Source organism: Flavobacterium crocinum (genome assembly GCF_003122385.1).
Classification (GTDB): Bacteria; Bacteroidota; Bacteroidia; order Flavobacteriales; family Flavobacteriaceae; genus Flavobacterium; species Flavobacterium crocinum.
In genome coordinates this window covers 2,400,615-2,414,108 of record NZ_CP029255.1, presented here as the reverse complement: position 1 = coordinate 2,414,108, position 13,494 = coordinate 2,400,615, and the positions used below count along the sequence as shown (strand labels likewise).

The 13,494-nt window shown below is 34.5% G+C and carries 8 protein-coding genes; 1 reads left to right on the top strand and 7 read right to left on the bottom strand.

Annotation, left to right across the window (positions count from 1 at the left end):
• Positions 1-444: 444 nt before the first annotated feature.
• Positions 445-1,578 carry a 3,4-dihydroxy-2-butanone-4-phosphate synthase gene (ribB, locus tag HYN56_RS10945; protein WP_109192194.1) on the bottom strand — a complete coding sequence of 378 codons (1,134 nt, stop codon included), beginning with the start codon at positions 1,576-1,578 and terminating at the stop codon, positions 445-447.
• 348 nt (positions 1,579-1,926) lie between these two features.
• Between ribB and HYN56_RS10940 the strand changes: the two genes are divergently transcribed.
• Entirely contained in the window at positions 1,927-2,844 is a 918-nt protein-coding gene (locus tag HYN56_RS10940) for a bifunctional helix-turn-helix transcriptional regulator/GNAT family N-acetyltransferase (protein WP_109192193.1), read from the top strand.
• A gap of 52 nt (positions 2,845-2,896) precedes the next feature.
• Here the strand turns inward: HYN56_RS10940 and HYN56_RS10935 are convergent, their stop codons facing one another.
• The 6 genes from HYN56_RS10935 to HYN56_RS10910 form a co-directional block, all read right to left on the bottom strand.
• Positions 2,897-4,405: an aminotransferase class V-fold PLP-dependent enzyme gene (locus tag HYN56_RS10935; protein ID WP_109192192.1), complete on the bottom strand. Its 1,509-nt coding sequence runs from the start codon at positions 4,403-4,405 to the stop codon at positions 2,897-2,899.
• Between the two features lie 13 nt (positions 4,406-4,418).
• Positions 4,419-6,434 carry a protein-disulfide reductase DsbD family protein gene (locus tag HYN56_RS10930; protein ID WP_109192191.1) on the bottom strand — a complete coding sequence of 672 codons (2,016 nt, stop codon included), beginning with the start codon at positions 6,432-6,434 and terminating at the stop codon, positions 4,419-4,421.
• Between the two features lie 232 nt (positions 6,435-6,666).
• Positions 6,667-9,459: a M16 family metallopeptidase gene (locus tag HYN56_RS10925; protein WP_109192190.1), complete on the bottom strand. Its 2,793-nt coding sequence runs from the start codon at positions 9,457-9,459 to the stop codon at positions 6,667-6,669.
• Positions 9,460-9,585: 126 nt separating this feature from the next.
• Positions 9,586-10,725 (bottom strand): TlpA disulfide reductase family protein, encoded by a 1,140-nt coding sequence (locus tag HYN56_RS10920; protein WP_109192189.1) that lies wholly within the window; start codon positions 10,723-10,725, stop codon positions 9,586-9,588.
• 94 nt (positions 10,726-10,819) lie between these two features.
• Positions 10,820-12,022: a TlpA disulfide reductase family protein gene (locus tag HYN56_RS10915; RefSeq protein ID WP_109192188.1), complete on the bottom strand. Its 1,203-nt coding sequence runs from the start codon at positions 12,020-12,022 to the stop codon at positions 10,820-10,822.
• A 64-nt stretch (positions 12,023-12,086) separates the two neighbouring features.
• A complete protein-coding gene (locus HYN56_RS10910) occupies positions 12,087-13,493 on the bottom strand; it encodes a RagB/SusD family nutrient uptake outer membrane protein (RefSeq protein WP_109192187.1) in 1,407 nt (468 codons plus the stop codon).
• Position 13,494: the final 1 nt, after the last annotated feature.

Below are 13,494 nucleotides of genomic sequence, written 5' to 3'. Positions count from 1 at the left end.
ATAATATAAAAAATCAACAAAAAACTATAAATTACCAGTAATTTTAAAAATAACAAAATAATGCAAGTTATTTTGTTACATAATAAAAGCAAAACAAAAAGAACACGACTACCAAACAACCTATTTTCTTATATTTTCCTTTTTTATTTATTCAGAAATTAGAATTACTTTTTATGTGCTACCTTAAAAAAAAAAAATCATATCTGACTAATTATCAAATTATTACCATTTTCCAAAAAAGCACTTTACACCTAACTTTTAAAAAAAAATTAAACCCTTAAAAATCAAACACATTACTAACCAAAAAGAAGAAGCTGTCTCAATATTGAGACAGCTTCTTCTTTTACTTGCCTTTTACAGATTATACAATTTAAAACAAAAAAACCTTCTGATACATTCACAAGGCTTTTATAAGTCCTATTCTTTATATGCTGTTAATTAAAATCAGTACTTCACATACTCTGTAATTTCCAATCCATATCCAATCATACCAACACGTTTAGACTGCTCTGAATTTGATAACAATCGAATTTTAGAAATGTCAATATCATGCAATATCTGCGCCCCAATCCCAAAGTCCTTATTATCCATTTTTATTTGTGGCGCTTTCAATTCGCCATTAGCCTGCAAAACTTTTAATTCTGATAAACGGTTTATAAAATCTGTTGGCGCTGCCTCCTGATTGATAAATAAAACAGCTCCCCTGCCATCCTTGTTGATAAATTGAAACATCTCATCCAATTTCTTGTCAGCATCATTAGTAAGCGTGCCTAATAGATCATTATTTACTGTGGTAGAATTAATTCGGGTTAGAATCGGTTCTCCAATATTCCAAGTTCCTTTAGTAAGTGCGATATGGATTTGTTTGTTAGTTGTTTGCTGATAAGCCCTAAGTCTAAAAGTTCCAAAACGAGTTTCAATATCAAAATCTTCTTTCTTAACAATTAGACTGTCATGCTGCATTCTATAACGAACAAGATCTTCAATAGAAACTAATTTTAAATTAAATTTCTTAGCAACTTCTGCCAATTGTGGTAATCGTGCCATGGATCCATCATCATTCATGACTTCGACAATCACTCCTGCAGATTTAAATCCAGCCAAACGAGCAAAATCAATCGCTGCTTCAGTATGTCCAGTTCTTCTCAAGACACCGCCTTGTTTAGCGATTAACGGGAAAATATGCCCCGGACGTGCTAAATCATGAGGCTTTGTATCTTGACTCACTAATGAAAGTACCGTTTTGGCTCTGTCTGAAGCAGATATCCCAGTACTCACGTCGCTTCCTTTAAAATCTACTGAAACAGTAAAAGCGGTTTCCATCGGATCGGTATTGTTGGTTACCATCTTGTGCAATCCAAGTTCATTACAACGACTTTCAGCCAAAGGCACACATATTAAACCACGCCCATGTGTAGCCATAAAGTTGATCATTTCAGGCGTTGCTTTTTCAGCTGCAGCTAAAAAATCACCTTCGTTTTCACGGTCTTCATCATCAACTACAATAATTATTTTTCCTTGGCGAATATCTTCTATTGCCTCTTCTATTGTGTTAAGATGTATTTTTTCAGTAGACATGTTAGTTTAGTTTGGTTTTGAGATAGAAATATTTTTGAAATAAGTTTACTATTATAATAAACCGTTAAGAAATTAAAAACGGACTACAGCATAAAATCATTTAAAACATCCTATTTATTATATTTTTTAAGGCTCAAAAATAATGATTATTATTCTAATCTATAAGAATTGTTTTTCTGGTAAAGCCTTACTATCTACCCAAGTGAAACGCTCACATCAGAGGGAAGAATTTTATCAATTCCTTTTTTTGTTTGCAATTTCTTGTTGTTAAATCTATTAAAAACTTTTAATTAGTTGACAAAAGCAACTATTTTTTTTATATTTGCATCAACAATACAATATAAAACTATGAATACTCCAACTTCAAAAATCAGAAGTTTTAATCGTTTTTATACTGCGCATTTAGACCTCTTAAATCAGCATTATCTGGATAGTAATTATTCACTGACAGAAGTTCGAATCTTATATGAGATTAGTGAAAACAAAATTATAACAGCCCAAAAACTAACCGATATTTTAAATCTGGATAAAGGTTATTTAAGCAGAATCCTGAAGCGATTTTTAAAAGAAAATCTCATAATCAGAGTTTCTTCAGAAATAGATAAAAGAGCGTTTAATATCAAATTGAGCGAGTCAGGGAATGAGTTGTTGAGTTCTTTAAACGCTAAATCTGAAAAGCTAATAGAGAATAAAATTGAAAAACTGAATTTTACTGAAAAAGATATGTTAGTCAGTTCTATGCAAAAGGTTAGAAATCTTTTGACCGAAAATAAAATAGAACGTCATGAAATTTCGTACCGTCATAACATTAATCCCGGCGATATTGGATACATCATTTATCTTCACGGATATATTTATGGAAATGAATCTCATTTTTCTACTGATTTTGAAAAATATGTAATCAAGACTTTTTACCATTTCTTAGAAAATTACGATTCTGAAAATGACCGAATCTGGATGGCAGAATACAACAATAAAATTGTGGGCTGTATTGCAATTCAGCATCAACCGGAAAATGAAGCACAATTGAGATGGTTTCTACTGGATCCTGCTTTTAGAGGTCTCGGAATCGGAAAAAGACTCTTAACTGACGCCGTGACTTTTTGTAGAGAACAGAAATTTAAAAATGTATTCCTGCTTACAACCAATCTTCAGGATAAAGCGCTTGAAATGTATAAACTGGCAGGTTTCAGGCTTACATCATCTGAGGAAGTACAGGAATGGGGAAAAACGTTCAATGAAGAACGTTACGACTTGAAACTGTAACAAAAAACAACCTCCAAAATCATCTGACTTTGGAGGTTTTATTTTTTGTTTTTTAATCAAAAGAAAACCATTCCTTCACTTCTTCTTCAATCGTTTCTTTAGTAAAAAGATTATCAAATTCATTAGTTACAGAATTGTATTGATATGCTTTTTGCCATTCATGAATATTTAAAACAATTTGTTCAACAGCATTGCAAATAAATAAAAGTTCTTCATTTTTCATTGTCGGATGAAGTGAAACCCTAACCCAGCCCGGTTTTTCGGTTAAGTTTTTCTGAAGGATTCCGTTTGTTATTGCAGCTGATTTTACTTCATCAATATTCAGCAAATAATGCGCATAAGTACTCGCGCACGACCAGCCGCCACGCACCTGAATTCCGAATCTGTCGTTTAAAAGTCTTACCATTAAATTGTAGTGAATATTCTCAATAGTAAACGAAACGCAGCCAATTCTTTCGGTTTCTAAATCTCCTAAAATGGTTACTCCTTTAATTTTCTGTAATTCAGAAAAACAAAGATCAAGCAGTTCTGTTTCTCTGCTCTTCATTTTTTCCACTTCCATTTTGTCTTTCAGTTCCAGACATAAAGCGGTTCGCATTACCTGCAAAAATCCCGGAGTTCCGCCGTCTTCCTTTACTTCGATGGCATCGCTATAATGATATTCTCCCCAAGGATTGGTGCATTTTACATTTCCTCCACCCGGATTATCAGGAAAATTGGATTGGTAAAGCTTTTCATTGAAAACTAAAATTCCACAAGTTCCAGGGCCTCCAAGAAATTTATGAGGCGAAAAGAAAATGGCATCCAATTGCTGTTCCGGATCTTCGGGATGCATATCAATCTGAACATACGGTGCAGAAGCAGCAAAATCAACAAAACAATAGCCTCCGTTCTGATGCATTATTTTAGCCAGTTCATGATATGGCGTAATAATTCCTGTCACATTCGAACAGGCTGTAAATGAACCAATTTTAAGTCGTCTGTTTTTATATTTTTTTAGTTCTTCTGATAGTATTTTTGGATCAACTAAATTATTTTCTCCACAAGGTAAAACCACAACATCCGCAATAGTTTCATACCACGGCACCTGATTGGAGTGATGTTCCATATGCGTAATAAAAACCACAGGTCTTTCGTCATCAAAGTTTAGTTTTACGCTGTAAATGTTATCCTCAGAACGTAGTCCCATAATACGCTGTAACTTGTTTAAAGCTGCGGTCATTCCGGTTCCTGTTGCGACTAAACAATCTGATTCTGATGCATTAACATGTTTTTTAATTAACTGTCTCGCATATTGATAAGCATAGGTAGAAGCTTTTCCGGTCTGACTGGAAAATGAATGCGTATTGGCAATCATCGGTCCAATTTTACGGAGCATAATATCTTCAATTGGAAAATACAATCTTCCACTGGCAATCCAATCTGCGTACAATAAATTCTGCTGTCCGTAAATCGATTCAAATCTGTGATTTACGCCAATTGTATTTTCTCTGAATTCAGAAAAATAATTTTCCAATTCACTTGGTTTTATTTTCAAAATAGTATCCATTTTGTTTATCATTTCTTAAAATGGTTTATTTTTTAAAGTTTTTAATCCCGCTTTGCAGCCAGTTGTAATATTCTGTAATATCAGGATTGTAAGCTGAGGTTTCAGTCAACGAATTGCTGCTGTGATCTACAATTACATAGAATGGCTGCGCATTTGCCTTGTAAGTTTTAATCTGTAAATCGCTCCATTTATTACCAATGGTTTTAATCTTTTTTCCTGTAGTTTCAGAAACATATTGCTCGCTTTCCGGCAGTTCTTTTTTGTCATCCACATAAAGCGAAATCAACACCACATCGTTGTTTAAAACTCCTAAAACTTTAGGATCAGACCAAACCAGTTCTTCCATTTTTCGGCAGTTTACACAGGCATATCCTGTGAAATCCAATAAAACCGGTTTTCCCTGTTTTTTAGCATATTCCATTCCTTTGTCATAATCATGAAAAGTGACGATATTCTGCGGGCCATGCTCTGCTCCTTCCGGAAGTGAACCTGTTATTTTTAATTCAGAATTTCCGGAAACACCCAATCCGTTTGGGGATTCGCTGTACTGCATTGGCGGCGGGAATCCGCTGATTAATTTTAAAGGCGCTCCCCAAAGTCCCGGAATCAAGTAAATTGTGAAACTTAAAACGATTAATCCGAAACCTAATCTTCCGACAGAAATATGATTTAATGGAGAATCATGTGGTAAAGTGATTTTTCCAAACAGATAAAAAGCCAGCATTCCAAAAACGGCAATCCAGATTGCTAAGAAAGTTTCTCTTTCTAACCAGTGTAATTGTAAAACTAAATCGGCATTGGATAAAAATTTGAAAGCCAAAGCCAGTTCTAAAAATCCTAAAACCACTTTTACAGTATTCAGCCATCCGCCTGATTTTGGCAATGCATTTAACCAGCCCGGAAAAGCAGCAAATAATGAAAACGGAAGTGCAATTGCAATTGAAAATCCTAACATGCCAACAATTGGTGCAATTCCGCCTTTTGAAGCAGCTTCAACCAATAAGGTTCCTACAATTGGTCCCGTACAAGAAAAAGATACTATGGCTAAAGCCAATGCCATAAAGAAAATCCCAATCAGTCCTCCTTTATCGGCCTGGGAATCGACTTTATTGGCTAATGCATTAGGAAGCATAATTTCGAAAGCACCTAAAAACGAGCAGGCGAAAACCACCAATAAAATAAAGAAAATCAGATTGAACCACACGTTTGTTGAAAGCGCATTTAGAGAATCTGCACCAAAAACAGCTGTTACAATAGAACCTAATAAAACATAAATAATTACAATTGAAAAACCATAAATCATGGCATTTCTGATTCCTGCTGCTTTCGTCTTACTTTGTTTCGTAAAATAACTTACTGTCATCGGAATCATTGGAAAAACACAAGGTGTCAGCAAAGCTGCAAAACCGGATAAAAAAGCTAAAATAAATATAGTCAGTAATCCTCTTTGTCCATCTTTTTTCGGCGCTTCTGCAGGAACTGATTGCTCCGTTTTTTCTTCTTTATCAACTGCTTTTACCAAAGTTACTTCTTCAGTAATTGCGGAATCTTTTTTTACTTCTGCAGTTTCTTCAGCAGCGGTTTTCTTTTCTGCCGGAATTTTAAACACTAATTCTTCAGTCGTTGGCGGTAAACAGTTGCTATCATCGCAAACCATAAATTCTACCTCTCCGTCAACACTCGAAAGACCTTCTGAAGTCAGTTTTATTTTCTGTGTAAAAAGTGCTTTATCCTCAAAATATTTGATTTTCATATCGAAGATTTTATCTACCACTTCATGCCCTTTTTCTTCAGTCGTTTTTCCAACAAGCTCGAATTTTTTACTGGTATTTTTGAAGGTAAAGGCAGTTCTCGAAGGTCCGCCTTCTTCGATATATTGTCCATACAAATGCCAACCGGATTGTATTACGGCTTTGGCTTTTAAGATATATTCTTTATCTGATACTTTTTCTACTGATGTTGACCATTTTACCGGATTGTACATCTGGGCAAACGTACTTGCAGAAAAAAGTAACAGCAATGTTATTACTATATTTTTCATTGTTTTTTTGATTTGATTTAAAAAAAAGAGCTGCTTTTAAACAGCTCTTGAAAGTCTTTCCCTTAAAATTTGGCTTACTAATTCAGATTTTAAAATGAAGATATTGGAAGACTTTTTTTTAGTGGTCAGTGTTCAGGTTTTTAGTGGTCAGTTGGAAAATTGAACTTTGTCAAAGTTTGACAGTACTGACCACTAAAAACCTGAACACTGAACACTAAAGACCACTGAACACTTATTTCAAAGGCTGTCCATCTTTATCCAGAGAACCCGATTTAATAATGATCATTTTATCCAGTTTAACATACTTTTTAATCGCATCATTAACCTGTTGCAAAGTCGCTTTTTCAATGTCTTTTGGATATTGTTCGATATAATTTGGTTCCAGTCCTCTTTCGATAAAACTTAAAATTGTTCTTGCCATTCCGTTTGTGGTTGACATTCCCACTTTAAAACTTCCGATTAGGTTGGTTTTCTTGTTTTCCAATTCTTGAGCAGTGATTCCGTCTTTTACCCATTTATCCACCTGAACCATTGTCGCATCTAGACCTTTTTGGAATAAATTCGGGTTGAAAGAAGCGTTTACAAACCAATAACCGCCCGTTTCAATATTTCCTCCAATTCCGGATGAAATGTTATAAGTCAAACCATCATTGTCGCGAACAGTCTGCATTAAACGTCCTGCAAATCCGGCTCCCAAAGTATAATTTCCAATGTAAAACGGAATATAATCTACATCGGCTCTTTTTAAACCTGTAAACTGACCAATGAATAATTCTGCACTTGGTTTTTCCGGAATCGTTACTACTTCTGTTTTTGAGTTTGATTTTGAAGCTTCTTCAAATTTTAGTTTTTCTGAAACTCCTCCATTCCAGTTTTTAAATGACTTTTTTAAAGAATTATTTAAGTTCGCTCCTTCTGTATCTCCCACAATTACTAATCGCATTGAAGCCGGTCCGAAATATTTTTTATGGAAAGCTTTTACTTCATCCAAAGTTGCTTTCTTAATATTTTCGATATTTTCTTCAACACTTAAACTGTAATTTGGATTGTTTTTCGGATAAATAGACTGAGATAAAGCAATGCTTCCTCTTTCTCCCGGATCGTTTAAATCCTGTTGTGTATTCCCGATAAACTGCTGTTTTAAGTTTTCAAACTCTTTAACATCAAATAAAGGATTTCTTAATTCTTCAGCCAATAAAGCAACAACCTGATCCAAATCTTTTTTCAAACATTTAAATCCGATATTGATTTTGAAAGTTGAAGCATTTACATTTAATGTCACTCCTAATTTCTGAAGCTTTTCTGAAAATTTAAACTTATCATTCAATGTAGTTCCTTTTGATAACATAGAAGCTGTCAAAGCTGGAATGACATCATTTTTAGTTTCACTTGCATAATTTCCTAATGAAATACTCGCTGCAACGGTAACAAAATCTTTGGCTGAGGTTTTTACTGAAACCACATCAATTCCTGCTACTTTTTCTCTTTTATAAGCTGATGCCGATTTCTCTGCTACATTTTCTGTTTTCGTAATTTCTACAGCTGTAGCTAATGTTGAAGAAGAAGTTGAAACACTACTTTCTGAATGATCGTGTTCATTTTCAGGATGTCTGTAATAAAACGGACCATTTTCTTCTGTAAAATTGTTTGCTTTAGCAGTAGCTCCATTTTGAGCTCCGGCTTGTTTCGGAATAAAATAACCTGTTGTACTTTGATCTTCAACCAAATATTTATTGGCTACGCGAAGGACATCTGCTGGAGTCACTTTTTTCAGTCGGTCAACTCCTGTAACGTAATCTGTCCAGTCTCCTGCTGCAATGGCTTCATTTAAAGCCGAAGCAATAACGCCCGAACCGTCTCTTGCTAAAACAGTCTGTGCACTGATTTTTGCCACGACACGATTTACTTCGTCCTGAGTAACACCTTCTTTCTGAATTTTTGCCACTACTTCACTGATTTTAGCATCAATATCTTCGTGTTTTGAAGTAGTAGGAAATCCAACTCCAATTGTAAATAATCCTACTTCTTTAAACTCTGTTGCGCTCGCATAAGAATAAATTCCCAAACGAGTATCTACAAAAGTTTTGTTCAAAATAGCTGATGGACCATTACCAATAATTTGTGCCAAAATTCCCAAAGCAGGAAGATCTTCGTGCAAAGCACCCGGAATTTTGTATGCTTTGTTGACAACGCCTAATTCTCCAGGTTTTCTAACTACAATTTTACGCGGACCGTACTGTTGAGGCTCTTCTGTGTATGGCTGAGGCATTACATGTGGTGCTTTTGTAATTTTCCCGAAATACTTTTCAATCAGCTCAAAAACATTCTCTTTTCTAAAATCGCCAATAATCGTCAAAGTTGCATTATCCGGCCAGTAATAGGTATTGTAGAAATTCTTTAAAACTTCAATTGGTGCTTTTTCAATGTCCGATTTCCATCCGATTGTGGAATGATGATAAGGATGCGCAATATATGCCGAAGCCCAGATTTCCTTGTCCAGTAAACTGTTTGGGTTGTTTTCTCCTCTTTCGAATTCGTTGCGAACCACCGTCATTTCGGCTTCTTTATCTTCTTTTGTCAAAAGAGAATTACGCATTCTGTCTGCTTCGATCTGAAGTGCCAGTTCGATTTTATCACTTGGCAGGGTTTCAAAATAGTTTGTACGATCGTACCAGGTTGTGGCGTTTAATTGTGCTCCTGTATTTTGCAAAACATCAGTAATTGTATTTCCATTTTTTTTGTTGAAAGTCGGTGTTCCTTTAAACATTAAATGCTCCAAAAGGTGAGTCGATCCTGTATTTCCTAAAACTTCATGTTTAGAGCCTACGCGATATACAATTTGTACCGTTGCAACCGGAGAAGCATTGTCTTGTAAAAGCAGTACGCTCATACCGTTTGGCTGGTATAAATATTCCTCTATTCCACCTAATTCTTTGATTTTCTTAAAATTAACTGATTTATTCTGCGCTGAAATAAGGGTACAGAAAGCTAATGAGCAATAGCCCAGAAAGATGTATTTTTTCATTTTTTTGTGATTGAGAATTTATTAGAGTGTTCCGTTTTTCAGTATTTAGTGTTCAGTCTCACTCCAGAATTGAAAACTTTGACCGAAATGAGACTGAACACTAAATACTGAAGACTGTGAACTAATTTAAGATTTACTGAAAATTTCCTTCAATTTAGACTGAAGTTCAGCTTCTCTAAGATTTTTGGCAACGATTTTTCCGTCAGGGCCAATTAAGTAGTTGGTTGGAACCATTTTTACACCGTATAAAACAGCGGCTTCATTTTGCCATCCTTTTAAATCTGAAACATGTGTCCAGGTTAATCCGTCTTTTTCGATGGCTTTTTCCCAAAGATTCTTTTTATCATCCAAAGAAACGCCTAAAACATCAAATCCTTTGTCATGGTATGTTTTGTAAGCTACAACCACATTTGGATTTTCTTTTCGGCATGGTCCACACCACGAAGCCCAGAAATCAACCAAAACATATTTCCCTTTGTAATCTGAAAGTTTTACCGTTTTACCGTTTACATCTGTTTGAGAAAAATCCAACGCTGTCGCACCAATAGCCGTTTTGTCATTAAGATCAATTGTTGCTTTTAATTGTTTTCCATAAACTGATTTCTGTATTTCCGGAGTTAAAACTGCGTAATACATTTTTACCTGTTCTGGTGTTCCATAAGACACAATTCTGTCGCTAATTACTAAAGCTCCAGCAATTTTATCTTTGTTATTTCGAATAAATTTATCGGTTAAATCATCCGCTAAAGTTTGGAGATCTTTCCATTTTTTGTCCATTGCAGTTTTTTGTTCTGCACTTAATTTTACTTTTCCGTTCTGCGTTAACGAATCAGATAATTTATAAATTGGACCTGCGATATTTTGTATTTTTTTGAACTCATTATCGTAATATGATTTGTAAATATCATTTTGAGTTGCGCCACTTACTTTAGCTTTAAAAATAGAATCTTTATGCGCTTCAACTTTTATATCTTCATTAGACAAAAGAAAAAACGCACCGTATTCTTCTCCTTTTAGCTTAACAGTATGCAAAAGTGGCTCTGAAACTTTTCCTGTAAGAGTAAAAATTCCTCCCGGCTTAATTTCTGCTGAATCCACAATTTTTTTGTTTCCTTTTTCATCTGTGTTTTCCAGATAAACTGTTCCTTTTTCTAAACCGGCGATTGTACCATTAATCGTGAATCCTTCTTCTTTCTTCGAACAGGAATTCAGTACGGTCAGCAATGCTAATCCGGCTAAACCTGATTTTAAGATTGTACTTTTCATATTTGATATTTTTGTTTGTTATTTTTTTTAGTTTCAGCTTAGGTTTTCAGTTTTAATTTTCGACTATGACTGAAAACCATCACCGAAAACTGAATTAAGATTTTAAAAGCTCTTTTAACTTCGCTTCCAAGTCCGCACCTCTTAAATTATCTCCAATAATTACACCTTTACTATCTACTAAATAAGTAGCCGGAATTGTTTTTACATTAAATGATTTACTCACTTTATTATCATCAATAAGGTTATGCCATTGCATATTTTCCTGTCCTAATGCCTTTTGCCATGCTTTTTCGTCTTTATCAATTGAGATGCTTAGGATTTCAAATCCTTTACCGGCATATTCTGCATAAGCTGTTTTTAGATTAGGAATTTCTTTACGACAAGGCGCACACCACGAAGCCCAGAAATCAATTAAAATGTATTTTTTTCCTGCAACGATTTCTTTTGCAGTATATGCTTTTCCGTCCTTATCTTTTAAATTAAAATTAGCAACACTTGTTCCTATTAATGATTTAGGATTCAAATCTTTATCAGCTACTTGTCCATAATAACTTTTCTTTGCTGCCTCTGAAAATTGCTCATAAATCGGTTTCTGTTCCGGTGTGAAGTAGCTGTATTGCGTCATCATAAAAAATGGTCCCCACCAGGAATCTTTATGTTTTGTAATTACTGCCAAAGTTGTTTTTTCTACTTTAGTAAAAAAAGCTTTTTCATCAGCCTCAAATTTTTTCCAAACCGGAAGGTTTTGAAGAGAATCTGCCGTTTTTGTGTTTTTCTCTTTTCTTGCCGCACCAATTAATTTGCTTAATTCGTCTGAATCTTTAGTATGATAAGCAGCATAATCTTTTTCGAGTTCGTCTCTAAAAGCAGTTTCTTTTTTATAATAGTCATTTGATTTAGAACCCGTAATTACTTGATTTTTAAAAGTAATTCTTTCATCTTCTTTTTTTGAAACCTCTGCATCTGCCGTAACTTTTATTTTAGCATTTTCAACCAATAAATTCATATATCCTTTATCTTTCCCAAAAGCGATAAAGAAAAGACGAGGTTCATTTAATTTTCCTGTAAAAGTAAATTTGCCCTCTTTAATGGTTGTTTCCGCAACTGGTAACTCAGAAGAATGTGTTGCACCCGGGATTAATTTTACAGCTATTCCTTCTTCAAGACCTGTAACATTTCCTTCAATTGTATAAGAAGCTGCCGGAGCTGCTGCTTTTTTCTTTTGTGCAATACTGCTGTTTGAAATTGTAAGCAGAAAAATACACAATCCTAATATTTTATATTTAATTGCATTCATTTTTGATTGATATTTTAAGAAAAGCTTCCTTTTCGGAGTTCCTAATCAGGAAGCTTTTTAGTTATTATTTAGCTACGTTTTGTGTAATGGTTCCATTTCCTGGATTTTGCACTGCTCCTTGTGGAAAAGGCATTGTCCATAAATGAGAATCAGATTTTAATGTATACGTATTTCCGTTTGCTGTTTTGGTAAAGCTCACTTTGTAAACACCTTCCGCATTTAAACGACGTGCATCTGCAAATGGAATCAATGTGTTTGTAAGTTCATTATTTTTTGTTCTGAAAATAGCATTCAAAGCAACTGTTTTATCAGTAGTTGAAATATCCTGATAAGAAGCAGGAAGAATACGGGTTTTACGAACTGTATTTAAAACAGCCAGCGCTTCACTAATTTGTCCTGCACGAGCCAGACATTCTGCTTTAATTAAGTAAACCTCAACAGTGGTGATTCCTCCAAAATTAAAAGCTCCTGATAAAGTTCTTCTGTAATACGTTTCAGCACCAACAGTATAAAGTTTCCAACGAGAGATAAATTTGGCATCTCCGGCTTCAAAACGTTGTGCACGTTCTACAGGAATACTATTTTCTGTTGTTAAACTATTATAAGTACCATGTCGATAAGTATAGTTTTCAACATAAGTATATCCCATTGGAGACGTAGTTGTTGTATAGGAGTTTGGAAGATCAATAATCGTTTTGTTGGTATTGTAATATCCAATCCAGTCATACAATTTATTGTTTTCTGCTAATGCTAAATCGGCATATTTTAACGCTTCAGTATAATTATTCATTTGTAGATAAACTCTTGAATAAAATGCATATCCTGCACCCAAATTTGGATGTAAAGGCGTTTGTGAAACTTTTAGTAAATACGGTAAAGCCTCTTTAACATCATTCAAAATAAAATCATACAATTCCTGAATCGTTACTTGTTTACTTGGTGCATTGATGTTTGCACTTGTAATTAACGGAACTGATAATTTGGTAGCAGCGGTAGAAGCTACGTAAGTATCTGCATAAAAATTCACCAGATTAAAGTAATTCATGGCACGCAATACTTTTGCTTCTGCCCAGACTACTCTTTGTTCTGCTTCTGTCGCTTTGGTTGTGTTTAATGCATTTTCGATAATTAAGTTAAAAGTCGAAATTCCGGCATAACTTGAATAATACATTGTCTCATCTGAAACCTTCATTGAAATACGGTCTGCATTTTCGTCCCACATATATAGGGCATTGTACAATCTGTTACTTGCTAAACTGGCAAGCGTTACATATTGATCATTTAATAATTGTGAAGCTCCCGTAATATCAACTCTGTGGTTGGTATATTCATCACGTAAAAAAGCTTCGTAATCTGCTAATGTTGTAGGTGATTTTGATCCTTTTGGCACATCGTTCAAATAATCGTCACAAGATGCTAAAGTCAATCCTAAAGCCAATAAGCACGCTACTTTTTTATATATATTTTTCATC

Bases quoted from the DNA above. Each gene is read 5' to 3' on its own strand.
- HYN56_RS10935 (WP_109192192.1), bottom strand. From the start codon at position 4,405: ATGATAAACAAAATGGATACTATTTTGAAAATAAAACCAAGTGAATTG.
- HYN56_RS10930 (WP_109192191.1), bottom strand. From the start codon at position 6,434: ATGAAAAATATAGTAATAACATTGCTGTTACTTTTTTCTGCAAGTACG.
- HYN56_RS10920 (WP_109192189.1), bottom strand. From the start codon at position 10,725: ATGAAAAGTACAATCTTAAAATCAGGTTTAGCCGGATTAGCATTGCTG.
- HYN56_RS10910 (WP_109192187.1), bottom strand. From the start codon at position 13,493: ATGAAAAATATATATAAAAAAGTAGCGTGCTTATTGGCTTTAGGATTG.
- ribB (WP_109192194.1), bottom strand. From the start codon at position 1,578: ATGTCTACTGAAAAAATACATCTTAACACAATAGAAGAGGCAATAGAA.
- HYN56_RS10915 (WP_109192188.1), bottom strand. From the start codon at position 12,022: ATGAATGCAATTAAATATAAAATATTAGGATTGTGTATTTTTCTGCTT.
- HYN56_RS10940 (WP_109192193.1), top strand. From the start codon at position 1,927: ATGAATACTCCAACTTCAAAAATCAGAAGTTTTAATCGTTTTTATACT.
- HYN56_RS10925 (WP_109192190.1), bottom strand. From the start codon at position 9,459: ATGAAAAAATACATCTTTCTGGGCTATTGCTCATTAGCTTTCTGTACC.